Raw genomic sequence first — 23,549 nt, forward strand, 5'->3', positions numbered from 1 at the left:
AGCCAATCAAGGAGTGTGAATCATGAGTGATGAAAAACAGGAGTTGGAGCGCGAGTCGATTCTCTTGCGCATTCTGTGGATGGTGATTTTCCTCATCGTCTGGCAACTGGCCGAGCTGCTGCTCGGCGCCGTGGTGCTGCTGCAACTGGGTTACCGCCTGTTCTACGGCGCGCCGAACGCCAGCCTGCTGAGCTTTGGCGACAGTCTCAGCCAGTATCTGGCGCAGATCGGTCGTTTCGGCACCTTCAATACCGATGAAAAACCCTGGCCGTTCGCCGACTGGCCGACGCCGCGGGCGCCGGAAGGCGAGACCGCGCACAGTATCCCGCCGGCGCCGCACCCCGTGCGCGACGAGGAGCCCAAGCTGTGAGGTTATGGCTGCTGCGCCATGGTGAGGCCGAGCCGCAGGCAGCCCCTGATGCTGCCCGCGAGCTGACCGCCCATGGTCGCAAGGAAGTGCAGCAGGCCGCCGCTCAGCTCGCCGGTCGGCCCCTGACCGCCATCGTCGCCAGCCCTTACGTGCGTGCCCAGCAGACGGCCGAGCTGGTACGCAGCGAGCTGGGGTTCACCGGCAAGATAAACACCGTGACCTGGCTGACGCCGGACAGTGATCCGCGTGATGCCTTGAAGTATCTCGATGAGCGTGAGCGTGCCGAGGTGCTGCTGGTCAGCCATCAACCGCTGATCGGCGCGCTGGGCGGGCTGCTGGTGCACGGTCATCGCCAGGAGCCGCTGCCCATGCGCACCGCCAGTCTGGCTGAGCTGGAAGGCGATATCCCGGCCGCCGGGCTGATGGAGCTGCTGGCGCTTATCCACCCCCGCTGACCTTTCGCCCTGTGGCGCCACTTGTGGCGTCGCAGGTGCCTCATGCCTGACTTATCGCCCCTTGGGGGCAAATGTTCCAGGTGAGAAACATTTCTTAACTTGCGCCTCTTTTGTCTGCGTGGAATATTCAACCAAGCAAGTGCTTGGTCGATTCCTACAAAAACAACAAAGGAGGAAGCCCTGTGGCTGATGCAATCCGTTTGCCGCTCGAGCTGTTTTACGAACGTGAAGCAAGGCACCCGAACAAACGCTACATGGTGCAACCTCTAGGGGGCGGCCAGCTGCTGGAACTGAGCTGGGCCGACGTGGGCGAGCAGGCGCGCCGCGCAGCCAGCTGGTTGCGTAGTCGCGAACTGCCACAGGGCAGCCGCATCGCCATCATCTCCAAGAACTGCGCGCACTGGATCGTCGCCGATCTGGCGATCTGGATGGCGGGCCACGTTTCGGTACCGCTGTATCCCAACCTCACCGCCGACTCCATGGGGCAGGTGCTGGAGCATTCCGAAGCAGCCCTGGCCTTGGTCGGCAAGCTCGATGACTGGGCCTCGATGGCACCGGGCCTGCCGCAGGGCTTGCCGACCGTCAGCCTGCCGCTGCATCCGCAGGGCAGCTTCGACTACAGCTGGGATGATCTGCAGCGCAGCGCGCCGATCCAGGACGACCCCAAGCCAGCAGCCAACCAGTTGGCCACCATCATCTACACCTCAGGCACCACCGGCACGCCCAAGGGTGTGATGCACAATTTCTCCAATTTCGGTTTCGCCGCCAGCAACGCCATCAAGCTGTTTGGCGTGGGCGAGGATGATCGACTGATCTCCTACCTGCCGCTGTGCCACGTGGCCGAGCGCATGTTCGTCGAGCTGGCGTCCATCTATGCGGGGCAGACGATCTTCTTTGCCGAGAGCCTGGATACCTTTCTGGAAGATCTCAAGCGCGCGCGGCCGACCGTGATGTTCGGCGTGCCGCGCATCTGGACCAAGTTCCAGATGGGTGTGTACAGCAAGATGCCGGCGCAGAAGCTCGACCGCCTGCTGCGACTGCCGATCATCGGCCGCTTCATCGGTCGCAAGGTACTCGCCGGCCTCGGTTTGGACGCCATTCGCTATGCGCTGTCCGGTGCCGCGCCGGTGCCTGAGGCGCTGCTCAACTGGTATCGCCGCCTGGGCATGGAGATCCAGGAGGTCTATGGCATGACCGAGAACTGTGGTTATTCCCACGTGTGTCTGCCGGGCAAGTTCAAGCAGGGCTGGATCGGCCAGAACAACCCGGGCGTCGAGGTACGCATCGGCGAGGATGGCGAAGTCCTGGTGCGCAGCGGCGCGACCATGCAGGGTTACTACAAGGACCCGATCAAGACCGCCGAGACGCTGACTGACGATGGCTTCCTGCGCACCGGCGACAAGGGCGAGCAGGACGCCGAAGGCAACCTGCGCCTCACCGGACGCATCAAGGAAATCTTCAAGACCAGCAAGGGCAAGTATGTCGCGCCTGCGCCGATCGAAAACCGCATTGGCGAGCACTCGCGTATCGAGCAGGTGTGCGTGGTCGGCGACGGCCTGCCGCAGCCCATAGCCCTGTGCGTGCTATCCGATGTAGGGCGTCAGGAAGCGGCCAATGACAGTCGCGATGAACTGGAGAACAGCCTCAAGGCCTTGCTCGCCGAGGTCAATGGTCGTCTCGATCATCATGAGCGGCTGCAAGGCCTGGTACTGGTCAAGGAGGTCTGGGCAGTGGAGAACGGTTTCCTGACGCCGACCCTGAAAATCAAACGCGCGGTGATCGAGGGCACTTATGGCGAGCGTTTCGCCGAGTGGCAACAGCGCAGCGAAGCCGTGCTCTGGCACGATTGAGCCTGAATGGGCCGGGTTGACCGGCCCTGTCTTCAACGCACAAGGAACGTATCCATGGGACTGTGGCAACGAACGCCCGATATCGATGCACTCAACGCGACCTTGAAAAACAGCATCGGTGAGGTGCTGGACATCCGTTTCGAAGCCTTCGACGACGAATCGCTCAGCGCCAGCATGGTGATCGACTCGCGCACTCACCAGCCCTATGGGCTGCTGCACGGTGGCGCCTCGGTTGTGTTGGCGGAAACCCTAGGCTCCACTGCCAGCTACCTGTGCATCGACAGCAGCCGCTTCTACTGTGTCGGCCTGGAAGTCAACGCCAACCATCTGCGCGGTTTACGCAGCGGGCGTGTGCATGCGGTGGCGCGGCCGGTGCATCTGGGCCGTACCACCCACGTCTGGGACATTCGCCTCAGTGGCGATGACGGCAAGGCCAGCTGTATCTCGCGCCTGACCATGGCCATCGTTCCCCTGGGTGATCAGCCCCCGAAACTTTAAGTTTCTGCCTGCAATTTCATCCAAGATTTGCCTGGTCCATGGCGCTACAGTACGCGCCATGGACCAGATCACTCATATCCAAAGCAGCTTGCCCGGCGTGCGCCTGATCGATGCCGAGTACCGTCGCTTCGCCTTTCCCCGGCACTTTCACCTGGAATATCACGTCGGCCTGTTGATACAGGGACAGCATCGCTACGCCTATGGCGGTGAGCGCCGGCATGTCGGGGCGGGGGACGTACTGCTGATGGCGCCGGAAGGGATTCATGACGGCGCCTGCCTGGATGGCCAGAGTTACCGCATTCGGGTAATGGCCTTCGATCCCTCCTGGCTGGATGAAGCCAGTCGTACCCTGAGTGACGGTCGTCAGGGCGCGCCACGCTTGACCACCAGCAGCTTGCGTCACCCGCTGCTGTCACAGCACCTGCAGCGCTTTCATGCGGCGATGCTGGGCGGCTCGAGACTGGCTCAGGAGGAGGCGCTCTGGCAGGCGCTGGCCCACCTGCTGGAGATGGGCTCGACCTTGCGCGTCAGCGAGCCACATCGCGTCTTCGATCAGCAGACCTGGCAGCGGCTGCGCGATTGGCTGGAGAGCCGCCTCGACGCTCCACCCACGCTGGAGGAAATCGCCGCTTTTTGCGCCATGAGTCCCTGGCAGGCGCTGCGGCGTTTCCGCCAGCACACCGGTTTGCCGCCGCATCAGTGGTTGATGCAACTGCGTTTGCAGCGGGCGTTGCCGCTGGTGCTGGCGGGTGAGCCTCTGAGCGAGATCGCCCTGCGCCTGGGCTTCTACGACCAGGCGCATTTCTCGCGGTTGTTCCGCCGCACCTATGGCCTGCCACCGGCGCGCCTGCGCCAGGGCTGACCCACCCGCACATCCTGTTTTTCATTTTCCTGGAGATCACCATGCAGGAGACGTCCGTCTTGCTGTCGCTGGCTGCCGTGTTCGCGGTGGCCCTTATCAGTCCCGGCCCGGATGTAGCGCTGGTGGTGCGCACCGCCTTGCATCAGGGGCAGCGTGCCGGCTTGCTCAGTGCGTTGGGCCTGGCCTGCGGCATTCTTCTGCATGGCACCCTGGTGCTCAGCGGCGTGGCCTTGCTGCTCAGTCGTACCGAGTGGCTGTTCGATCTGGTGCAGGTCGGCGGTGCACTCTATCTGGGCTGGCTGGGTATCGGCGCTGTGCGTGCCTGGTGGCGTGGCAGTGCTGGCCCGAGGCGGCTGGATGGCGAGCTGACGCCTTCGCTGTTCGGCCCCTGGTTACGCGGCGTGCTCACCAACCTGGGCAATCCCAAGGCGCTGGTGTTCTTCCTGGCACTGCTCAGCAGTCTTGTACCCGCCGATATGTCGCTGCCCGGCAAGATGGCCTGTGCGGCGCTGCTGTTCGGCCTGAGCCTGTTCTGGTTCAGCCTGCTGGGGCTGACCCTGAGCCGCCCGCTGATGCGTCAGCGGCTGCTGCAGGTGGCGCCGACCATCGACTTCGTTTGCGGCCTGGTATTTCTGCTGGTGGCGGCCAGCATCGTAGGACGTCTGCTGCTATAGCCCTGACCATTGCGCTGCCATCAATGGCCGTTACGGTCATTGCCGCGCGTCGTCGGCTGCCGGAGAATCCGGGCATGTTTGCTTTCTCGAGTTTGATGCATGCCGCAGTCGATCTTCTTCGCTCATGCCAACGGCTTTCCGTCGGCCACCTACGGCAAGCTGTTCGCCGCGCTGGCGCCGGATTTTCAGGTGCAGCACCTGGAACAGCATGGCCACGACCCGCGTTTTCCGGTCAATGACAACTGGTCGAATCTGGTCGATGAGCTGATCCATCACCTCGAGGGCGGCGATGAGCCGGTCTGGGGCGTCGGCCATTCGCTCGGCGGTGTGCTGCATTATCACGCCGCCTTGCTTCGCCCGGAGTTGTACCGCGGCGTGGTGATGCTCGATTCGCCAGTGCTGACCCTGGCAGACCGCATGGTGATTCGCGCTGCCAAGCGCTTCGGCTTCATCGACCGCATCACCCCGGCCGGCCGCACGCTTGGGCGCCGTGAAGCCTTTGCCGATCTCGTCGAGGCGCGAGACTACTTCGCCGGCAAGAGCCTGTTTCGCCGTTTCGACCCCGAGTGCCTGGACGCCTATGTCAGCCATGGCCTGCAATTGAGTGAGCAGGGGCTGCGCCTGAAGTTCGATCCGGCCACCGAGATCAGTATCTACCGCAGCGTGCCGCACACTTCGCCGGGCCGGCCACAGCAGTTGGCGGTGCCGCTGGCCATGGTGCGCGGTCGCCACAGTCGGGTGGTGTTGCCGCATCATGCGCATCTGTTGCGGCGCATGCCGCGCGCGGAATATCACAATCTGCCTGGCGGCCATATGTTCCCGCTGGAGCGCCCGCAGGCTACCGCCGACCTGCTGCGTCAACTGTTCACCCGCTGGGCTGGTAGCCAGGAGCAACGTGCATGAGCATGGATTTCGAGGAAGTGCGCCTGAGCCTGCCGCATATCGAGTTGGCGGCTCATCTCTACGGTCCAGAGGATGGTGTGCCGGTTCTGGCGCTGCACGGCTGGCTGGACAACGCGGCGAGCTTTGCGCGGCTGGCGCCGAAACTCGAGGGGGTGCGCATCGTCGCCCTTGATTTTGCCGGTCATGGGCATTCCGAGCATCGTTCGGAAGGCGCCGGTTACGCGTTATGGGACTATGCCTTTGATGTACTGCAGGTCGCCGAGCAGTTTGGCTGGGCGCGTTTCTCCATCCTCGGTCATTCCATGGGCGCGATCACGGCAGTGTTGCTGGCGGGAGCGATGCCGGAGCGGATCGCGCGCCTGGCCCTGATTGACGGCCTGGTGCCTTACACCGGTGAAGCCGAGCAGGCGCCGCAGAAGCTGGGTGAAGCCTTGCGCGCCAGGCAGGCGCTGACTGACAAGCGCAAGCCGGTGTACGCGGAGATGGCGCGCGCGGTCGAGGCACGCATGAAAGGCGTGGGCGCGGTCAGCCGTGAGGCGGCCGAATTGCTGGCCCAGCGTGGGCTGATGCCGGTGCCGGGCGGCTACACCTGGCGTACCGACAGCCGCCTGACCCTGCCGTCGCCGCTGCGTCTGAGCTGGGCGCATGCCCAGGCGTTCGTTCGCGCGCTGCAATGTCCGGTCAGCCTGGTGCTGGCGGAGCAGGGTATGATGGGGGCGCAGGCGGCCGTGCGCACCTTGCTGCAGGATCTGCCGTTCGAGGTACACCGTCTGCCCGGTGGGCATCACCTGCATCTGGATGATGAAGCCGGTGCGCAGCTCGTAGCGGATTGTTTCAATCCATTCCTGCGCTTGCCTTGACTTGCCTGCGGCCGTGGGGAAAGGTGTGGCGGTCTGCCATGGAGGATCGCATGATCGACCCGTTAAAAGTCGCCACTCGCTGTACAGCAAGCTCACCCGTCGCGTTTTTTCAGTGGACTGCCACCTCATGAAGGGGGCTGTGCAGTTTTTGTCTGCGGTGCTTGCCACGGTCTGCAGCGGTGCCGTACTGGCGGCCGATCTACCTGGCAGTCGCGACCTCGAGGTACTGCCGCGGTTTCCTGCCAGTCACATCGTCGCGTTCAAGGAAGCGCCCGATGTCGAGCGTATCTATCCGCAAGGCTCCATTCGCCGCATCAGCGGGCGGTTGCGCTATGAGCGGGAGATTCTCGTGCAGGGCAAGCACAGTGCGGTGACCTACGAGCTGCCACGCACCCACAGCGCCGATCAGGTGTTCACCGCGGCGCGCGAAGCGCTGCTGGAAAAGGACGCCGAGCTGCTCTACTGGTGCCAGGGCCGTGAGTGTGGTGCGAGTAGCCTGTGGGCCAACTCGGTATTCGGCAATGCCACGCTATATGGCTCTGACGACCAGCAGGCCTATGCCTTGTTGCGCCTGGCCGAGCCGAATCACGAGAGCCTGCTGGCGCTATACAGCATCACTCGTGGTAATCGCCGTGCTTACCTGCATGCCGAGCAACTGGATGCCGAAGCCCCTCTGGGCGTATTACTGCCGACGCCGGCGACCTTGCTGCGTCAGTTGCGCACCGATGGGCAACTGAAACTGCCCGATGAAGCCAAGGCCGACAGCGCCTGGGTCGAGGTGCTGGCGCGCAGCCTGAACCTCGACAGCACCTTGCGCGTCAGCCTCGCCGGTAGCCAGGCCGAAGCCTGGCGTGAGGCGTTGATCGAGCAGCGCGTGCGCGAAGCGCGCCTGGAGTTGGGTGAGCGTTCGGATGAAACACTGAGCGTGCGTTTGTTGCGTTAAGCTAGCACTCGCAATCGCCTGTAACAGAGCGCCCGTAGGGGCGCTTTGTCGTTTCGTCGAAGGGAGTTTCGCTTGATGGCCACTAATGATCGTCTGCTGGTGCAGATTCTTCTGCTCGGCCTGCTGGCTGCCAGCCTATGGGTGCTGGCGCCATTCTGGTCGGCGCTGTTCTGGGCTGCCGTGTTGGCCTTTGCCAGTTGGCCGCTGATGCGCCTGCTGACGCAATTGCTCAATGGGCGCCTGTCGCTGGCGGCGGGCATCCTGACCGGGGTCTGGGTGATCATGGTGGCGGTGCCGCTGGTCTGGCTGGGCTTCAACCTGGCCGATCACATCAAGGACGCCAACGCCCTGGTCAAGGATCTTCAGGTCGAAGGCCTGCCGCCACCGCCGAGCTGGCTGGCCAGTATTCCGCTGGTCGGTGATCGCCTGGTGGAACTGTGGCGCACCATCGACCAGCAGGGTGCTGCCTTCTTCGACACGCTGCGGCCCTATCTGGGCCAGGTCGGCAACTGGCTGGTGGCGCGTAGCGCGAAGATCGGTGCGGGCATGGTCGAGCTGGCCCTGAGCCTGGTGCTGGTGTTCTTCTTCTACCGTGATGGCCCGCGCCTGGCGGTATTCGTGCACAGCCTGCTGGAGCGGCTGATCGGCGAGCGTGCCGATCATTATCTGGAACTGGTTGCCGGCACTGTACAGCGTGTGGTCAACGGCGTGATCGGCACCGCCGCAGCGCAGGCCGTGCTGGCCTACATCGGTTTCGTCATCGCCGGAGTGCCGGGGGCACTGGTGCTGGGCCTGCTGACCTTCGCCTTCAGCTTCATCATGATCCCGCCGCTGATCTGGGGCCCGGCCGTGGCCTGGCTGGTATGGCAGGGGGAAATCGGCATGGCGATCTTCTTGGGTATCTGGGGCTTCTTCATCATCAGTGGGGTGGACAACATCCTCAAGCCCTACCTGATCAGCCGTGGCGGCAACCTGCCGCTGGTGGTGGTGCTGCTCGGCGTATTCGGCGGCATCCTGGCCTTCGGCTTCATGGGCCTGTTCCTTGGTCCGACACTGCTGGCAGTGGCATACAGCCTGCTCAGCGACTGGGTGGCGGAGAAGGCGCCCGACAACCAGGCAGCCCTCGACCAGCTGCCGCCGGACAAACGGGCATGAGACGTATCAGCCGTTGAAACTAAGAACTTCTATCAAGAGACCAATGGCGGGCGTATCGCGTTGTTGGCGGGGAGAGGCTGACCTAGGCTGAAGCTAGGGTGTCAATAAAGAGGCACTTATGCGCAGTCTGTCGATTTACCTCATTGTTTTCGCCGGTTTATTGGCGGTTGTATGGTGGTGGCAGCGACCCCAACCGATGCCCGTGCAACTGATCGCGGTGGAGCGCGGCCCGGTGGAAACCCTGGTCGCCAATACCCGCGCCGGCACCCTTAAATCCTGTCGCCGTTCGCGGCTGTCGTTCAATGTCGGCGGCCAGGTCAGCGAGCTGCTGGTCGACGAGGGCCAGCAGGTCGAACTCGGCCAGGTGCTCATGCGCCTGCGCCAGGACGACCGCCTGGCGCGGGTCGAGGAGGCCAGTGCGCGTCTTGAGGTACGCCGCAGCGAGCGCGAGCAGCTGTGCCGCAAGGCCGAGTTGTACCAGCGCGATCACCGCCGCCTGCAGCACCTGGGTGAACGCAAGCTGACCTCGCTCGAGCGCCTCGACCAGGCCGAGACCAAGGCGCGCCTGGCGCAACTGGCCTGCACCGCGCAGCAGGTGCAGATCCGCGAGGCCGAGGCCAACCTGACGCTGCAGCGCTCGCTGCTCGACCAGGCCGTGCTGCGTGCGCCCTTCGCCGGAGTGGTAGCGCAGATCAACGGCGAGCTGGGCGAATTCGTCACGCCCTCACCGCCGGGCATTCCGACGCCGCCGGCGGTGGACCTGATCGACGACAGCTGCCTCTACGTCGATGCACCGATCGACGAGGTGGACGCCGGTCGGGTGCGCATCGGCATGCCGGTACGGATCAGCCTGGACGCTTTCCGCGGCCGCCACTTCCACGGCCAGGTCAGCCGCATCGCGCCCTTCGTGCGTGAGCTGGAGAAGCAGGCGCGCACCGTCGACGTCGAGGTGCGTTTCGCCCAGTTGCCGGTGGACGTGACCCTGCTGGCCGGCTATAGCGCCGACGTGGAAATCCTCCTGGAACAGAGCGCCGGCAGCCTGCGTATCCCCACCGAGACCCTGCTGGAGGGGCGCCGGGTGCTGCGCTACGACCCGGCCACCGGCGTGTTGCGCGAGGTGGAACTCAACACCGGGCTGGCCAACTGGCGCTGGACCGAGGTGCTCGACGGCCTGCACGAGGGCGAGCGGATTCTCGCCAGCCTCCACCAGGAGGGACTCAAGGACGGTATCGCGGTGATCTCGCGCGGCGCGGAAGCGCAGTGATGATCCGTCTGCAGGGGGTGACGCGCGGCTTCGCCAGTGGCGAGCAGCGGGTTGTCGGCCTGGCGGCGCTGGACCTGCAGATCGCTGCCGGCGACTACCTGGCGGTGGTCGGTCCGTCCGGCTCGGGCAAGTCGACCTTGCTCAATATTCTCGGCCTGCTCGACGTGCCGGATGCCGGTGAGTACTGGCTCAACAATGAGGCCACCGTAGCGCTCGACGAACGCCGTCGCGCCGAGCTACGCAGCCGCCATATCGGTTTCGTGTTCCAGGCCTACCACCTGATCCCGCGGCTGAACGTGCTGGAAAACATCGAGCTGCCGATGCTCCTGGCCGGCATCGACCCCGCCGAGCGCCGCCGCCGCAGCCGCGAGCTGGCCGAACGCCTCGGCCTCGGCCAGCGCCTGGGTCATCGCCCGGCCGAGCTGTCCGGCGGTCAGCGCCAGCGGGTGGCCATCGCCCGCGCCATGGTCATGCGCCCGGCGCTGCTGCTGGCCGACGAGCCCACCGGCAACCTCGACAGCCAGGCCGGCGGCGAGGTGTTCGCCCTGCTCGAAGCGCTCAACGCCGAGGGCCAGACCCTGGTGGTGGTGACCCACGACCTGCAGCACGCGGCGCGCGCGCGGCGCCAGCTGTGGCTGCACGACGGCCAGGCGCGGCCGCCGCAACTGCGGGTGGCCTGATGCGTGCCGCCGACCTCTGCGCCCTGTGGCTCGGCGGGCTGCGCGGGCACCGTTCGCGCAGCGCCATGCTCTTGCTGGCCATCGCCATTGGCGTGTTCGCCGTGGTGCTGCTCAGCGGCCTGGGCGAGGGCGCCCGGCGCTTCGTCATCGGCGAGTTCGACCAGCTCGGCCGCCACCTGCTGATCGTCGTGCCGGGGCGCAACCAGACCACCGGCGGCATGCCGCCGGTCACCGGCCTGGCGCCGCGCGAGCTGACCCTCGGCGATGCCCTGGCCATCGCCCGCCTGCCGCAGGTGCGCCGGGTGGCGCCGCAGCAGTCGGGGCGCGCCGAGGTACGCGCCGGCAATCGCCACCGCGAGACGCTGATCGTCGGCACCGACCATCACTTCTTCGCCATGCGCGGCCTGCAGCTGGCCCAGGGCCAGGCGCTGCCGGAACTGGCCGCGGGCCAGGGCGAGGCGGTCGGCGTGATCGGCGCACGGCTGCGCCGCGAGCTGTTCGGCGACGGGCCGGCGCTGGGCCAGTGGCTGCGCGCCGGCGACCGGCGGCTGCGGGTGATCGGCGTGCTGGCCGAACGCGGCGAGTCGCTGGGCATGGATTTTTCCGACAGCCTATTGATACCCCTGGCCAACGCCCAGGCGCTGTTCGACCGCGAGGGCCTGCTGCGCATCTTTGTCGAGCTGCGCGGCGCCAGTTACCTCGGTAGCGCGCAGCGGGAGATTCGTGCCAGCCTGAGCCGGCGTCACCAGGGCAAGGAGGATTTCACCCTGGTCGGCCAGGACGCCCTGCGCGGCACCTTCGAGCAGATTCTCGCGCGCCTGACCCAGGCGCTCGGCGGCATCGCCGCGATCAGCCTGCTGGTGGCCGGCATCCTGGTGATGAACGTGACCTGGATTTCGGTCAGCCAGCGTACCGCCGAGATCGGCCTGCTCAAGGCCCTCGGTGCCAGCGCCGGGCAGGTGCGCCTGGTGTTTCTCGGCGAGGCGCTGCTGCTGGCTCTGGTCGGTGCGCTGGCTGGCCTGCTGCTGGCCGAGCTGCTGCTGTGGGGCGCGCGTCTGGCTACGGCGCTGCCGCTGCATGCGCCCTGGTGGGCGCGGCTGGTCAGCCTGGGCCTGGCGCTGGCCTGCGCCGCACTGTTCGCCTGGCTGCCGGCCAACCGCGCCGCGAGCATGGCGCCGGTGCAGGCGCTGCACGGCGCGGCGGGGGCCGGCTGATGCAACTGCGCGACGGTCTGCGCCTGAGCGGCTCGGCGCTGCTCAGCCGGCCCCTGCGCAGTCTGCTGACCCTGCTCGGGGTGGCCATCGGAATCGCCGCCATGGCCCTGCTCACCGCCATCGGCGACGGCCTGCGCGGCTACGTGCAGGACAACTTCGCCCAGTTCGGCACGCGCAACCTGACCATCCGCCCGGGCATGACCCGCACCGGCGGCCTCGGCGGCGTGCTCAGCAACGTACGCCCGCTGACCATCGCCGACGCCGATGCGTTGCGCCGCCTGGCCCACGTCGAGGCGGCGGTGCCGATCATTCAGGGCAACGGCGACATCCAGTTCGCCGGCCTGACCCGTTACACCGGAGTGCTCGGCTGCGGCCACCAGATGGCCACGGCCTGGCGCCTGCCGCTGGCCCTCGGCCAGTTTCTCCCCGAGCCGCGCGACGGCCGCTCGCCGCCCTACGTGGTGCTCGGCCACACCCTGCGCCAGGAGCTGTTCGGCGCGGCCAACCCGCTGGGGCAGACGGTACGGGTCGGCGGCACGCGCTTTCGGGTGATCGGGGTGATGGCGCGCCAGGGCCAGTTGCTCGGCTTCGATATCGACGACATCGCTTACGTGCCGGTGGACTGGGCCGAAAGCCTGTTCAACCGCGACGGCCTGGCCAAGATCAACCTGGTGTTCAGCGCCGGCAGCGGCGCGGCGCAGATGAGCGAACGGGTGCGCCAGCTGCTGATCGAGCGCCACGGCGAGGAGGATTTCAACCTGACCACCCAGGACGACATGCTGTGCAGCCTTGACCGCATCCTCGCCATGTTCAGTGTCGCGGTGGCGGCGCTGGGCGGCATCTCGCTGCTGGTGGGGGCGGTGGGCATCCTCACCATCATGACCACCGCGGTGGCCGAGCGCGCGGCGGAAATCGGCCTGCTGCGCGCGGTCGGCGCCACCTCGCGGCAGGTGCTGGCGCTGTTTCTCGGCGAGGCGCTGCTGCTGTCGCTGCTCGGCGGGCTGGCCGGGCTGCTGCTGATGGGCACGCTGCTCGGCGCTCTGCAACTGGCGCTACCGGGGCTGCCGCTTGCCGTGCAGCCGGGGGGGCTGCTGCTGGCACTGCTGCTGGCGGCGCTGGTCGGGGTGCTCTCGGGCATCGCCCCGGCGCGGCGGGCGGCTCGCCTGCAGCCGGTCGAGGCGCTGCACAGCGAGTGATCAACGCTCGCGCTCGTAGCGCTCAAGGGTGTCGCGGGCGATCTGGCGGCCGAGCATGATCAGCTCCGGCGCCTTGTAGAACTCGAAGAAACGGCACACGCGCTTGGGCACGTTGATCAGGATGTCCGGCGGGTAGCCGGCGATCTTGTATTGCGCCAGCGAGGTCTGCATCACCTCGAAGCTCTGGTTGACCAGCTCCAGCAGCGAGGCCGGGCCGCTGAACTCGGCGACCCGCGAGCCGCTGGCGGATTTCGGCGCCGCCTCATCCTCCCAGGCGCGGCTCGGTGCGGCAGCCGGGCTGACGGCATCGGCGCGCTGCTGCTCCTCGGCCAGCAGCAGGACGTCGTCCTCGCTCTTGCGGCGGAAGCTTGGCAGGCGCGAGCCGAGCGTGGTCATCAACTGGTCGATGCGCCCCTTGAGCGCCGCCGGCCGCTCGATCACCGGCAGCTGGTAGTGGCTCTGGTTGGTGGCGTTGAGGTTGACCGCGATGATCAGGTCGCAATGGCTGGACACCACCGGCACGATCGGCAGCGGGTTGAGCAGGCCGCCGTCGACCAGCATGCGCTTGCCCTGCACCACCGGGGTGAACAGGCTGGGAATCGCCGCCGAGGCGCGCATGGCCTGATGCAGGCAGCCTTCCTGGAACCAGATTTCCTGCTGGTTGGTCAGGTCGGTGGCCACCGCGGTGAAGGGGATCGACAGGTCCTCGATATTGATCTCGCCGACGATGTCGTGGATGCGCCCGAACACTCGCTCGCCGCGGATGGCGCCGAGGCGGAAGCTGACGTCGAGCAGGCGCAACACGTCGAGATAATCCAGGCTTTCGGTCCATTCGCGGTATTCGCGCAGCTTGCCTGCGGCGAAGATGCCGCCGACTACTGCGCCCATCGAGCAGCCCGCGATGCAGCCGATTTCGTAACCGCGCTCTTGCAACTCCTCGATCACACCGATGTGCGCATAGCCGCGCGCACCTCCCGAGCCCAATACCAGCGCCACTTTCTTGCTCATTGACCGATTCCCCCAGTGAAGCTTCGACCTTACTCGCGCAATTGGGCTTAGCCAAGGCAGTCTTTGCTAGAATCCGCCGCCAGTCGTCGATGCAAGAGAGAGACATGAGCGAGCCAATCCGTTTGACCCAGTACAGCCACGGCGCCGGTTGCGGCTGCAAGATTTCCCCCAAGGTGCTGGAGGTGATTCTCGCCGGCAGCGGCGCGCAGAATCTCGACCCGCGCCTATGGGTAGGCAACGCCTCGCGCGACGATGCCGCGGTCTATGCCATCGACGAGGAACGCGGGGTGGTCTCGACCACCGATTTCTTCATGCCCATCGTCGACGATCCCTACGATTTCGGCCGTATCGCCGCTACTAATGCCATCAGCGACATCTACGCCATGGGCGGCGATCCGCTGATGGCCATCGCCATCCTTGGCTGGCCGGTCAATGTGCTGGCCCCGGAAGTGGCACGCGAAGTGATCCGGGGTGGCCGCGCCGTGTGCGATGAAGCCGGCATTCCGCTGGCGGGCGGTCACTCGATCGATGCGCCGGAACCGATTTTCGGCCTGGCCGTGACCGGCCTGGTGAGCAAGGCCAACATGAAGCGCAACGATACCGCCACGGCTGGTTGCAAGCTGTATCTGACCAAGCCGCTGGGCATCGGCATCCTCACCACGGCGGAGAAGAAGGCCAAGCTGCGCGATGCGGACGTTGGCCTGGCGCGTGACTGGATGTGCACCCTGAACAAGCCCGGCAGCCGTTTTGGCAAGCTCGCCGGCGTGCGCGCGATGACCGACGTCACTGGCTTCGGCTTGCTTGGCCACCTGGTGGAAATGGCCGATGGCAGCGGCCTGAGTACCCGTGTCGAGTTCGCCCGAGTGCCGCGTCTGGCCAGTGTCGAACACTATCTGGAGCAGGGCTGCGTACCGGGTGGTACCTTGCGCAATTTCGACAGTTACGGCGACAAGATCGCGCCGCTGCCCGAGCTGGCCAAGCTCCTGCTGTGCGACCCACAGACCAGCGGCGGTCTGCTGATCGCCGTGGCGCCGGAAGGCGAGGCCGAGTTCCTCGCCCTGTCCGCCGAACTGGGGCTGAGCCTGGCGCCCATCGGTGAGATGGTCGAGCGACAGCGTTACGCGGTCGAGGTGCTCTGATGCGCGACAACTGCACCGACTACCGCGATCTGTTCCTGCATGACCGGCCGATGATGGATACCCGTGCCCCGGTCGAATTTCTCAAGGGCGCCTTTCCCGGCGTGATCAACTTGCCGCTGATGACCGACATCGAGCGGCAGAAGGTGGGTACCTGCTACAAGCAGCAAGGCCAGCAGGCGGCCATCGAGCTGGGCCATCAACTGGTCAGCGGCCATACCAAGAACGAGCGTATCGAGGCCTGGGCGGCCTTTGCCAAGGCCAACCCTGAGGGTTACCTGTACTGTTTCCGCGGTGGCCTGCGCTCGCAGATCGTCCAGCAATGGCTGAAAAGCGAGGCGGGCATCGACTATCCGCGCGTGGTCGGTGGCTACAAGGCCATGCGCACCTTCCTTCTGCAGACCACCGACGAGGCGGTACAGGCGTGCGATTTCGTGCTGGTGGGCGGGATGACCGGCACCGGCAAGACCGAGGTGATCAGCCAGTTGAGCAACAGCCTGGACCTGGAGGCGCACGCCAATCATCGCGGCTCCAGCTTCGGCAAGCGCGCCACTGGCCAGCCCGAGCAGATCGATTTCGAGAATGCCCTGGCCATCGATCTGCTCAAGCGCCGTGCCACGGGGCAGCAGCAGTTCGTGCTGGAAGACGAGTCGCGTCTGATCGGCCGCTGTTCATTGCCCTTACCGCTGTATCAGGCGATGCAGCATCATCCTCTGGTGTGGCTGGAGGACAGCGTGGCCAATCGCGTGGAGCGGATCCTGCAAGCCTACGTGGTCGAACTGTGTGCCGAGTTCGTTGCCGCCCAGGGGGCCGAGGCAGGCTTCACCGCGTTTGCCGCGCGCTTGCGCGAGAGCCTGGCCAATATCACTCGTCGCCTGGGTGGCGAGCGCTACCAGCGTCTGGCCGCGATCATGGAACAGGCGCTGCAGGAGCAGCAGGTCGATGGCCAGGTGGATACGCATCGCGGCTGGATCGAAGCCTTGCTGGTCGAGTACTACGATCCCATGTACGTGTTCCAGCGCGAGAGCAAATCCGTGCGGATTGAATTCGCCGGGGAGCAGCAGGCTGTGGTGGAATACCTGCGTAAGCGAAACGGCGGGTGAGGTGGCACTTTCCTTCTGCCGTAGCGTCATAGACTGGGCCTAGCAGGCCGTTGAAAACTACCTGCGTTGCCATTGCTGCGTTAAAAACATGCTCACAGTCGCAGGCTGAACGCGCTTTAGCGCGGCCCCGAAGGGGTGAGCGAAGCGAATCAAGTGCTCATTTACAGCACGTAAATTGCGCTTTTTCGCCTGTTTCTGCGGGGCCGCCATCGGTATTGCACTGGCTGCCTCGCCTACGTTTTCAACAACCTGCTACACGTAGTCATATCCGTTCGAGGAGTGTGGTCGATGAAACACTGGATCTGTTTGCCGCTGCTTGCGGTGGTGCTCACCGGCTGCGCCGGCAAGACCGTCTACCGTGAGACCTGTGCCAATCAACTGGATGCCGCCTGGAAAGAGTTGAGCATCGCCGAGGCCGAAGGTTTCGCCGGTACCGTGAGCTATTCCAAGGCGCTTTCGCTGCTTACCGCTGCCAAGACCCAGCAGCAGTTCGAAGCCTACGAAGGCTGCACCAGCAAGGCCGAGCGTGCGCGCTTTTACATCCGCGAATCGCGAGCGGGGCGTTGATGCAGCTCGATTTCTCCGATCTGAGCCCGCTCGAGGCGTATCGCTGGCTGGCTTCCACTGTCACCCCACGGCCCATTGCCTGGGTCTCGACCCGTTCGGCCGAGGGTGTGGCCAACCTGGCGCCGTTCAGCTTTTTTCAGGTGATCAGTGACAACCCGCCGACCTTGCTGGTCAACGTCAACACCCGCGACGATGGCAGCCTCAAGGACAGCCTGCGCAATGCCCAGGCCAGCGGCGAGTTGGCGATTCAACTGGTCAGCTTCGCTCAGGCCGAGGCGATGAATGTCAGTGCCGCGATCCTGCCTCATGAGGTCAGCGAATTTGCCCACTGCGCCATTGCCAGCCAGCCGTGCGAGCGCATCGACGTGCCGCGAGTCGTCGGCGCCCCGGTGACCTTCGAATGCCGTGTGACGCAAATCCAGCCCTATCCGGCGCAGCGACCCAATTGTCATCTGATCTTCGCCGAAGTGTTGCTGGCGCATATCGATGACGCAGTGCTCAACGAGCAGGGGCGCATCGACCCGCTCAAACTCGATCTGGTGGGTCGCCTCGGTGGTAGCGCCTATTGCCGCACACGGGATCTTTTCCAGATGCAGCGGCCCTGAACCCGTTCTGAAAACGACGTCCAGTTAACTCTCCCGGCCATCTTGCTGTCTGCTGGCTTGTCGCCAGTAGTGCTGCGCTCCTATGTTCCACAATTGTCAGGCCGTTGAAAAACGTAGGCGAGGCAGGCAAGACAAGGAAAAAACGGCCGAAAAACGCTCGGAGTCGCGATCGACTTTACGAGTTGTAAATGAGCATTTTGAGGCCGTTTTTGACGCAGTATTGCCAACGCAGGTAGTTTTTCAACAGCCTGTTAGGGCTGGCTGTAGTAGGCAGGGGGATGTCATGGGTGGCTCATTGAGCAAGCGGCTGGCCAGTCTGAGCACGACCAGCAAGTTGATGGCGGGTTTTGCTCTGGTATTGATGCTGACAGCTCTGGTGGCTGTTACCGGTTTGCTGGCGTTGCGTGAAGTCAGTGCCGGTGCCGAGCTGCAGCAGCGCATGAGCGCACTCGGCGAGCAGGTGTTGCGCATGCGCCAGAGCGAGCAGACGTTCGCGCTGAGTGGCGACAGTCAGCACGCCGAGCGCCTGGCCGAACAGGCTGAGAGCATTTTGCAGGCCGGGCAGGCACTGCAAGGTGAGCTCGATAGCGACACGGCCGCGATTCTGGCTCAGGTCGAGCCTGCACTGGCCGACTACCGCAGCGCTTTTGCCCGCTACGTTGAACTCACCGACAACATGCAACTGTCCTTGCAAGCCGCCGACTGGCTGGTGGTCAGCGCGGCCAACAGTCTGGATCTGCTGCAGGAAGGGCTGGCGGAAGACGGCGTCGACCTGCTCAAGAGCTCCCAAGGCGAGCAGGGCGGCGATTCGGTATTGCAGGCCGGCAAGGTCGGCAAGATCCACCAGTTGCTGCTGCAGGCGCTGGATCAGGCTCGCCAGCGCCTGGAGGCAAGCCGGCGTAGCGATAGCAGCGAGCAGGCGGAAATTGCCCAGGCCGGCGAGGCGCAAGCCCTGGCTGTCGAGTTGCGTGATGCTTTGGACGATCCCGGCTATGCCGCGGTGCTTGGCGAGGTGGTGGTCAACGTCGACTCCTTCAACGAACGCATCAAGGAATACGCCACCCAATTGCAGCAACAGAAACAGGTTTACGGGCAACTGGTCGCTCAGGTCGAGCACCTGCTCCAGCGGGTCGAGCTGGCCCTGGATACTCAGCGCAAGGCCATGCATGTCGAGCGTCAGGCCAGCAGCGGTCTGATCGTTGTGGCAGCGGCTCTGGCGCTGCTGTTCGGGCTTGGCGCGGCGATCATGATCAGCCTGGCCATCGTGCGTCCGCTCAAGCGCGTGATCGGCCTCGCCGAATCCATTGCCAGTGGCGACCTCAGCGTACGTATCGAACAGGATCGGCGCGATGAAATCGGTCAACTGCTCGCTGCCATGCAAGGGATGTCCGCCAACCTGCGCGATATGGTTGGCCGCCTGCAGGGTGGTGTGGCGCAGATTTCCAGCTCCGCCCAGACCCTCTCGACAACTGCCGAACAGACGCGCCAGGGCGTCAATGGTCAGAAGCTGGAGACCGATCAGGTCGCCACCGCCATGAGCCAGATGACGGCCACGGTGCACGAGGTGGCACGCAATGCCGAGGCCGCAGCGGCTTCCACCGAACAGGCTGACCAGCGTGTCGGTGCCGGTAGCCAGGTGGTGCGCCAGACCCTGCAGCGCATCGAGCAATTGGCTCGCGCCATGGACGCCACTACCGAGAGCATTCAGCGCCTGAGCCAGGACACTCAGCGTATCGATGCCGTACTCGACGTGATCAAGAGCGTGGCCGAGCAGACCAACCTGCTGGCGCTCAACGCGGCCATCGAAGCGGCGCGCGCCGGAGAACAGGGGCGTGGTTTTGCGGTGGTCGCCGATGAGGTGCGGGCGTTGGCAAAGCGCACTCAGCAATCCACCGCGGAAATAGAGTCGCTGATCGCGGCCTTGCGCGAGGGTAGCCGCCGCGCGGTGACCGACATGGAGCAGAGCGCCAGCCTGGTGAACCTCACGGTTGGCGACGCCAACCAGACCGAAGGCGCCCTGGCGGCCATTGCCGAGGCGGTGAGCCTGATCTCGGAGATGAATCAGCAGATCGCTGCCGCGGCCGAGCAGCAAACCGCTGTGGCCGAGGAAATCAACCGCAGCGTCACCTCGATCCGCGATATCGCCGATCAGTCGGCCACGGCCATGGATGCGACCGCTGCGTCGAGCATCCAATTGGCTGAACTGGGGCGGGAGCTGCAGGGCATGGCGGGGCACTTTCGCCTGACATAGCGTCTGCCCTCACAGTTTCGTGAGCAAACTTTGCATAGAGCTATGCCACGCCCCGGCACCCCAGTAGCATCGGCGTTCTGCATAAGGAGCGAACGATGCGAACCAAACTCGATGCCTGTCTCGACTCGGTCAATCAGGTATTGCTGGGCAAAGAGGCGCAGGTGCGCCTGGCGCTGACCTGTCTGCTGGCGCGTGGTCACCTGTTGATCGAAGACCTGCCGGGCATGGGCAAGACTACCCTCAGCCATGCCTTGGCGCGCGTGCTGGGACTGAGCTTCCAGCGCATCCAGTTCACCTCCGACCTGCTGCCGGGCGACATTCTTGGCACCTCGGTGTTCGACAAGGACAGCGGGCAGTTCGTCTTTCACCCGGGGCCGATCTTCGCCGAGCTGGTGCTGGCCGATGAAATCAACCGTGCCACCCCCAAGAGCCAGAGCGCGCTGCTCGAAGCCATGGAGGAGGGCCAGGTGACCATCGAGGGCGCGACGCGGCCGCTGCCCGAGCCATTTTTCGTCATCGCCACGCAGAACCCGGTCAGCAGTGGCGGCACCTTCGCCTTGCCTGAATCCCAGCTCGATCGTTTTCTCATGCGCCTGTCGCTGGGCTATCCGGCGCAGGCTGCGGAACGGGCGCTGCTACTGGGCGATGCCCGGCGCGATCTGTTGCCGCGCATGGAGCCGATTCTCGATCATGCCGAACTGGCACGGCTGCAGGCGCAAGTGCCCAAGGTTCGTGCCAGCGATGCGCTGATCGACTATGTGCTGCGCCTGGTCGAGGCGACGCGCAGCCAGCCGCAGTTCGCCTGGGGCTTGTCGCCGCGTGCCAGTCTGGCGTTGCTGGCCGCTGCACGGGCCTGGGCCTTGCTGGCCGAACGTGATTACGTCATCCCCGAAGACGTGCAAGCGGTACTGCCATCAGTGGTGGGGCATCGTCTGCGCGAGCGCGCCGACCCCACCGGCCACGGTGGCGGCACTCTGGTGCAATGGCTACTGCGCGAAGTGCCGGCGCTCTGATGCGTGCAGCGCTGAAGCCGCTCTGGCGGCGCTGGTTGGCCAGGCGTATTCCGCCTGCGGCCAGCGTGCGCCTGAATCAGCGGCGCATTTTCATTCTGCCCAGTCGGGTGGGGGCGGTCTTTGCGGTGGCCCTGCTGCTGATGCTGCTGGTGGGTATCAATTACCAGAACAGCCTGGCCTACGGCCTGACCTTTCTGCTGGTATCGGTGTTCGTCGTGACCATCCTGCATACCTATCGCAACCTGGCCGGGCTGGTGCTCAAGGCGGGCGGCGGCGGAGCGGTGTTCGTCGGCGAGCAGGCGCGCTTTCGCGTACGTCTGGAGAGTCGTGAGCGCGAGCACCAGGCCGTGGCGCTGGGCTGGCCACCGTCTGATCTGGTGGTGCGCGACGTGCCACGCCAGGGGCAGACCGAAGTGGATCTGAGCCTGCCCGCAGTGCGGCGCGGCTGGTTGCGGCCCGAGCGCCTACGGGTGGAAAGCCGCTTCCCGTTGGGTTTGCTGGTGGCCTGGAGCTGGGTCGATCTGGATCAGGCTGTGCTGGTCTATCCGCGGCCGCTGGAGGGTGATTTGCCGCTGTCGGCGGGCCTGGGCGACGACGACGAGGAGGAGGGCATGCGTGCCCGCGGCCAGGGCGCCGATGACTTCCAGGGCCTGCGCGAGTATCAGCCGGGCGATTCGAAACGGCGTCTGGACTGGAAGGCCTATTCACGTGGCCAGGGCCTGCTGGTCAAGGATTTCGCCATGCTCAGCGGGCGTGACCTGTGGCTGGATTTCGACAGCCTGGGAGGCGACAGTGAAACGCGCCTTTCGCTGCTCTGTCATTGGGTGCTGCAGTTATCACAGCGTCAGCAGGCCTTCGGTCTGCAACTGCCGGGGCAGGTGATTGCCCCGGATTATGGCGAGGGCCACCGCGATGCCTGCCTGCGTGCCCTGGCGCTGTTCGGAGCGCGCGCATGAGCAGCCTGCCGGGTATCCCGCGTATTGCTCTGATCTGGTTGCTGGTCGCCCAGGTGCTGGTGATCGTGCCGCATCTGCTGCATTTGCCGTTGTGGATGATCGCGCTGTGGCTGGGCGCAGCGGCCTGGCGCGTACAGATTTTTCGCATGCGTGCCCCTTATCCCGGTGGTTGGGTCAAGGGCGGGCTGATGCTGCTGGTGCTGGCCGGTATCCTGCTGTCGCGTGGCACGTTGGTCGGGCTGGATGCCGCCGTGGTGCTGCTGATCGCCACCTTCGTTCTGAAGTTGCTGGAGATGCGCACGCGACGTGATGCGCTGGTACTGATCTTCCTCGGTTTCTTCTGCGTGGTGACCGCCTACCTGTTCGAGGACGGCATCCTCGCAGCGCTCTACAGTCTGTTGCCGGTCACTGCCTTGCTGGCTGCCCTGGTTGGATTGCAGCACAGTGGTTTCGCCGAACGCCCCTGGCCGACCCTGCGCCTGGCCGGTGGGCTGCTGCTGCAGGCGATACCGCTGATGGTGCTGCTGTTCGTCTTCTTCCCGCGCATGGGGCCGTTGTGGTCGCTGCCACTGCCCAGTGATAAGGGCGTTACCGGGCTGTCGGACAGCATGGAACCGGCCGATATCGCCGAACTCAGTCGCTCCCCGGCCTTGGCCTTTCGCGCCAGCTTCGAAGGTGACGTGCCGCCGCGCGAACAACTGTACTGGCGCGCCCTGACACTGGAGCGTTTCGATGGCCGGCGCTGGTCGCAGTCCGGTTACGCTGATGTACCCGTCGCGCCGCAGTGGAGCAAGGCCGGCGAACCGCTCGATTACAGCATCATCATGCAGCCCAGCGGTAAGCGCTGGCTGTACGCGCTGGATGTCGGCGAGATGGCGCAGGACAGCGGGCGGATGATGAACGACTTCCGTTGGCAGAGACTGCGTCCGGTGGATCGGCCCCTGCTGTACCAGGTGCGTTCCTGGCCGGAGGCCATGCGGGAGGCGCAGGCCGAACCGCCAGGTATCCGGCAGGCGCTGCAATTACCCGAGCAGGGCGACCCGCGCAGTCGCGCCTGGGCGGCTGAACTGAAGGAGCAGTATCCGCAGAGCGACGCATTAGTGGCGGCAGTGCTGCAGCATTTTAACCGTGAACCCTACGTCTACACACTGCGCCCGCAGCCTCTGGGCAGCGACAGCATCGACGATTTCCTGTTCAACACCCGGCGTGGTTTTTGCGCGCACTATGCCGGCGCCATGACCTTCGTGCTGCGTGCCGCGGGTATTCCCGCGCGGGTGGTGGCCGGTTATCAGGGCGGCGAGCTCAATCCCAATGGCAACTACATCCAGGTCCGTCAGTTCGACGCCCATGCCTGGGTCGAGTACTGGCAGCCGGGCCGTGGCTGGCGCAGCGTCGATCCGACTTTTCAGGTAGCACCGGAGCGTATCGAGCAAGGGCTGGAAGAGGCCTTGGCCGAGGAGGATGGTTTTCTCGACGATCAACCCTTCTCGCCACTGCGCTACCGCGAGCTGGCCTGGCTCAATCAGCTGCGCATGAGCTGGGAGAATCTCAATTACGGCTGGCAGCGCTGGGTGCTGGGGTACCAGGGCGAGCAGCAGCTGAAACTGCTGCAGAACTGGTTCGGCAGCCTCGATTGGCAGCGTCTGGCGCTCGTTCTGGTGGGCACCGGAGCGCTTCTGATTGGCCTGCTGGCGCTGTGGTTGCTCAAGCCCTGGCAACAGCGGCCTGATCCGCAACGCCAGGCGTTTCGCAAGTTCGAGCGGCTGTTGGCGCGCCATGACGTGCGCCGGGAAGCGGGTGAGGGCGCACGCTCCTTCGCGTTGCGCGCGGCGCGGCAGTTGCCCGAGCAGGCGGAGCAGATCGAGACATTTGCCCGATGCTTCGAGCAGCAGCGCTATGCCGGCGGGCCCGCGTCGCGTGATGCCCTGCGGCAGGCATTGAGTGATTTGCGCAGAGCATTACCCTGGCGCCTGTCGCGTTAGCGAC

General features: G+C 65.2%; 23 protein-coding genes and 1 pseudogene. 23 read left to right on the forward strand and 1 reads right to left on the reverse strand.

Annotation, left to right across the window (positions count from 1 at the left end; translation table 11 throughout):
• The first annotated feature begins 22 nt into the window (after positions 1-22).
• From BLT86_RS04975 to BLT86_RS05040, 14 genes are all read left to right on the forward strand, one after another.
• Entirely contained in the window at positions 23-370 is a 348-nt protein-coding gene (locus tag BLT86_RS04975; protein ID WP_017677141.1) for a DUF4389 domain-containing protein, read from the forward strand.
• On the forward strand, positions 367-825 hold the full coding sequence (sixA, locus tag BLT86_RS04980; protein WP_092375147.1) for a phosphohistidine phosphatase SixA: 459 nt from the start codon (positions 367-369) through the stop codon (positions 823-825). Before BLT86_RS04975 ends, sixA begins: the two co-directional genes overlap by 4 nt.
• 182 nt (positions 826-1,007) lie before the next feature.
• The gene (locus BLT86_RS04985; protein WP_017677139.1) at positions 1,008-2,675 is read left to right on the forward strand and encodes an AMP-binding protein; all 1,668 of its coding nucleotides are present in this window, start codon (positions 1,008-1,010) and stop codon (positions 2,673-2,675) included.
• A 54-nt stretch (positions 2,676-2,729) separates the two neighbouring features.
• Positions 2,730-3,173, forward strand: a complete 444-nt coding sequence (locus BLT86_RS04990; protein ID WP_017677138.1) for a hotdog fold thioesterase — start codon at positions 2,730-2,732, stop codon at positions 3,171-3,173.
• A 58-nt stretch (positions 3,174-3,231) separates the two neighbouring features.
• Positions 3,232-4,035, forward strand: a complete 804-nt coding sequence (locus BLT86_RS04995; protein WP_017677137.1) for an AraC family transcriptional regulator — start codon at positions 3,232-3,234, stop codon at positions 4,033-4,035.
• 41 nt (positions 4,036-4,076) lie between these two features.
• Positions 4,077-4,709 carry a LysE family translocator gene (locus BLT86_RS05000; protein WP_017677136.1) on the forward strand — a complete coding sequence of 211 codons (633 nt, stop codon included), beginning with the start codon at positions 4,077-4,079 and terminating at the stop codon, positions 4,707-4,709.
• Between the two features lie 99 nt (positions 4,710-4,808).
• Positions 4,809-5,612, forward strand: a complete 804-nt coding sequence (locus BLT86_RS05005; protein ID WP_017677135.1) for an alpha/beta fold hydrolase — start codon at positions 4,809-4,811, stop codon at positions 5,610-5,612.
• A complete protein-coding gene (locus tag BLT86_RS05010; protein ID WP_092375151.1) occupies positions 5,609-6,472 on the forward strand; it encodes an alpha/beta hydrolase in 864 nt (287 codons plus the stop codon). The genes BLT86_RS05005 and BLT86_RS05010 overlap by 4 nt, the downstream gene beginning before the upstream one ends.
• 127 nt (positions 6,473-6,599) lie before the next feature.
• Positions 6,600-7,415 (forward strand): DUF4892 domain-containing protein, encoded by an 816-nt coding sequence (locus tag BLT86_RS05015; protein WP_051314561.1) that lies wholly within the window; start codon positions 6,600-6,602, stop codon positions 7,413-7,415.
• Positions 7,416-7,490: 75 nt separating this feature from the next.
• Positions 7,491-8,570, forward strand: coding sequence for an AI-2E family transporter (locus tag BLT86_RS05020; RefSeq protein WP_021489238.1), 1,080 nt, complete (start codon positions 7,491-7,493; stop codon positions 8,568-8,570).
• 118 nt (positions 8,571-8,688) lie between these two features.
• Positions 8,689-9,834, forward strand: a complete 1,146-nt coding sequence (locus BLT86_RS05025; protein WP_079783855.1) for an efflux RND transporter periplasmic adaptor subunit — start codon at positions 8,689-8,691, stop codon at positions 9,832-9,834.
• The gene (locus BLT86_RS05030; protein ID WP_079783854.1) at positions 9,834-10,514 is read left to right on the forward strand and encodes an ABC transporter ATP-binding protein; all 681 of its coding nucleotides are present in this window, start codon (positions 9,834-9,836) and stop codon (positions 10,512-10,514) included. The genes BLT86_RS05025 and BLT86_RS05030 overlap by 1 nt, the downstream gene beginning before the upstream one ends.
• On the forward strand, positions 10,514-11,728 hold the full coding sequence (locus BLT86_RS05035; RefSeq protein ID WP_092375154.1) for an ABC transporter permease: 1,215 nt from the start codon (positions 10,514-10,516) through the stop codon (positions 11,726-11,728). The genes BLT86_RS05030 and BLT86_RS05035 overlap by 1 nt, the downstream gene beginning before the upstream one ends.
• On the forward strand, positions 11,728-12,924 hold the full coding sequence (locus tag BLT86_RS05040; protein WP_092375157.1) for an ABC transporter permease: 1,197 nt from the start codon (positions 11,728-11,730) through the stop codon (positions 12,922-12,924). The genes BLT86_RS05035 and BLT86_RS05040 overlap by 1 nt, the downstream gene beginning before the upstream one ends.
• Here BLT86_RS05040 and BLT86_RS05045 read toward each other — a convergent pair whose 3' ends face one another.
• Complete coding sequence (locus tag BLT86_RS05045) at positions 12,925-13,932, reverse strand: patatin-like phospholipase family protein (RefSeq protein WP_017677127.1); 1,008 nt, start codon at positions 13,930-13,932, stop codon at positions 12,925-12,927. It lies immediately after the preceding gene.
• A gap of 104 nt (positions 13,933-14,036) precedes the next feature.
• On the opposite strand from BLT86_RS05045, the gene selD reads away from it, so the two are divergent.
• From selD to BLT86_RS05085, 9 genes and pseudogenes are all read left to right on the forward strand, one after another.
• Positions 14,037-15,071 carry a selenide, water dikinase SelD gene (gene selD, locus BLT86_RS05050; protein ID WP_092375160.1) on the forward strand — a complete coding sequence of 345 codons (1,035 nt, stop codon included), beginning with the start codon at positions 14,037-14,039 and terminating at the stop codon, positions 15,069-15,071.
• Entirely contained in the window at positions 15,071-16,171 is a 1,101-nt protein-coding gene (gene mnmH, locus BLT86_RS05055) for a tRNA 2-selenouridine(34) synthase MnmH (protein ID WP_092375163.1), read from the forward strand. Before selD ends, mnmH begins: the two co-directional genes overlap by 1 nt.
• A gap of 288 nt (positions 16,172-16,459) precedes the next feature.
• Positions 16,460-16,738 carry a hypothetical protein gene (locus tag BLT86_RS05060; RefSeq protein WP_017677124.1) on the forward strand — a complete coding sequence of 93 codons (279 nt, stop codon included), beginning with the start codon at positions 16,460-16,462 and terminating at the stop codon, positions 16,736-16,738.
• The gene (locus BLT86_RS05065; protein ID WP_092375166.1) at positions 16,738-17,343 is read left to right on the forward strand and encodes a flavin reductase family protein; all 606 of its coding nucleotides are present in this window, start codon (positions 16,738-16,740) and stop codon (positions 17,341-17,343) included. The genes BLT86_RS05060 and BLT86_RS05065 overlap by 1 nt, the downstream gene beginning before the upstream one ends.
• A gap of 1,246 nt (positions 17,344-18,589) precedes the next feature.
• A pseudogene (locus tag BLT86_RS26385) lies at positions 18,590-18,736 on the forward strand (HAMP domain-containing protein); the annotation flags it as partial.
• Between the two features lie 141 nt (positions 18,737-18,877).
• Entirely contained in the window at positions 18,878-19,594 is a 717-nt protein-coding gene (locus BLT86_RS26390; RefSeq protein ID WP_408003030.1) for a methyl-accepting chemotaxis protein, read from the forward strand.
• A 95-nt stretch (positions 19,595-19,689) separates the two neighbouring features.
• Positions 19,690-20,607: an AAA family ATPase gene (locus BLT86_RS05075; protein WP_092375172.1), complete on the forward strand. Its 918-nt coding sequence runs from the start codon at positions 19,690-19,692 to the stop codon at positions 20,605-20,607.
• A complete protein-coding gene (locus BLT86_RS05080; RefSeq protein WP_092375175.1) occupies positions 20,607-21,563 on the forward strand; it encodes a DUF58 domain-containing protein in 957 nt (318 codons plus the stop codon). The genes BLT86_RS05075 and BLT86_RS05080 overlap by 1 nt, the downstream gene beginning before the upstream one ends.
• Positions 21,560-23,545: a transglutaminase TgpA family protein gene (locus BLT86_RS05085; protein ID WP_092375178.1), complete on the forward strand. Its 1,986-nt coding sequence runs from the start codon at positions 21,560-21,562 to the stop codon at positions 23,543-23,545. The genes BLT86_RS05080 and BLT86_RS05085 overlap by 4 nt, the downstream gene beginning before the upstream one ends.
• The last annotated feature ends 4 nt before the right edge of the window (positions 23,546-23,549 follow it).

Source organism: Pseudomonas sihuiensis (assembly GCF_900106015.1).
Taxonomy (GTDB): domain Bacteria; phylum Pseudomonadota; class Gammaproteobacteria; order Pseudomonadales; family Pseudomonadaceae; genus Aquipseudomonas; species Aquipseudomonas sihuiensis.

Bases quoted from the DNA above. Each gene is read 5' to 3' on its own strand.
- BLT86_RS04975 (WP_017677141.1), top strand. From the start codon at position 23: ATGAGTGATGAAAAACAGGAGTTGGAGCGCGAGTCGATTCTCTTGCGC.
- BLT86_RS04990 (WP_017677138.1), top strand. From the start codon at position 2,730: ATGGGACTGTGGCAACGAACGCCCGATATCGATGCACTCAACGCGACC.
- BLT86_RS04995 (WP_017677137.1), top strand. From the start codon at position 3,232: ATGGACCAGATCACTCATATCCAAAGCAGCTTGCCCGGCGTGCGCCTG.
- BLT86_RS05000 (WP_017677136.1), top strand. From the start codon at position 4,077: ATGCAGGAGACGTCCGTCTTGCTGTCGCTGGCTGCCGTGTTCGCGGTG.
- BLT86_RS05005 (WP_017677135.1), top strand. From the start codon at position 4,809: ATGCCGCAGTCGATCTTCTTCGCTCATGCCAACGGCTTTCCGTCGGCC.
- BLT86_RS05010 (WP_092375151.1), top strand. From the start codon at position 5,609: ATGAGCATGGATTTCGAGGAAGTGCGCCTGAGCCTGCCGCATATCGAG.
- BLT86_RS05015 (WP_051314561.1), top strand. From the start codon at position 6,600: ATGAAGGGGGCTGTGCAGTTTTTGTCTGCGGTGCTTGCCACGGTCTGC.
- BLT86_RS05020 (WP_021489238.1), top strand. From the start codon at position 7,491: ATGGCCACTAATGATCGTCTGCTGGTGCAGATTCTTCTGCTCGGCCTG.
- BLT86_RS05025 (WP_079783855.1), top strand. From the start codon at position 8,689: ATGCGCAGTCTGTCGATTTACCTCATTGTTTTCGCCGGTTTATTGGCG.
- BLT86_RS05030 (WP_079783854.1), top strand. From the start codon at position 9,834: ATGATCCGTCTGCAGGGGGTGACGCGCGGCTTCGCCAGTGGCGAGCAG.
- BLT86_RS05035 (WP_092375154.1), top strand. From the start codon at position 10,514: ATGCGTGCCGCCGACCTCTGCGCCCTGTGGCTCGGCGGGCTGCGCGGG.
- BLT86_RS05040 (WP_092375157.1), top strand. From the start codon at position 11,728: ATGCAACTGCGCGACGGTCTGCGCCTGAGCGGCTCGGCGCTGCTCAGC.
- BLT86_RS05045 (WP_017677127.1), bottom strand. From the start codon at position 13,932: ATGAGCAAGAAAGTGGCGCTGGTATTGGGCTCGGGAGGTGCGCGCGGC.
- selD (WP_092375160.1), top strand. From the start codon at position 14,037: ATGAGCGAGCCAATCCGTTTGACCCAGTACAGCCACGGCGCCGGTTGC.
- mnmH (WP_092375163.1), top strand. From the start codon at position 15,071: ATGCGCGACAACTGCACCGACTACCGCGATCTGTTCCTGCATGACCGG.
- BLT86_RS05060 (WP_017677124.1), top strand. From the start codon at position 16,460: ATGAAACACTGGATCTGTTTGCCGCTGCTTGCGGTGGTGCTCACCGGC.
- BLT86_RS05065 (WP_092375166.1), top strand. From the start codon at position 16,738: ATGCAGCTCGATTTCTCCGATCTGAGCCCGCTCGAGGCGTATCGCTGG.
- BLT86_RS26390 (WP_408003030.1), top strand. From the start codon at position 18,878: ATGAGCCAGATGACGGCCACGGTGCACGAGGTGGCACGCAATGCCGAG.
- BLT86_RS05075 (WP_092375172.1), top strand. From the start codon at position 19,690: ATGCGAACCAAACTCGATGCCTGTCTCGACTCGGTCAATCAGGTATTG.
- BLT86_RS05080 (WP_092375175.1), top strand. From the start codon at position 20,607: ATGCGTGCAGCGCTGAAGCCGCTCTGGCGGCGCTGGTTGGCCAGGCGT.
- BLT86_RS05085 (WP_092375178.1), top strand. From the start codon at position 21,560: ATGAGCAGCCTGCCGGGTATCCCGCGTATTGCTCTGATCTGGTTGCTG.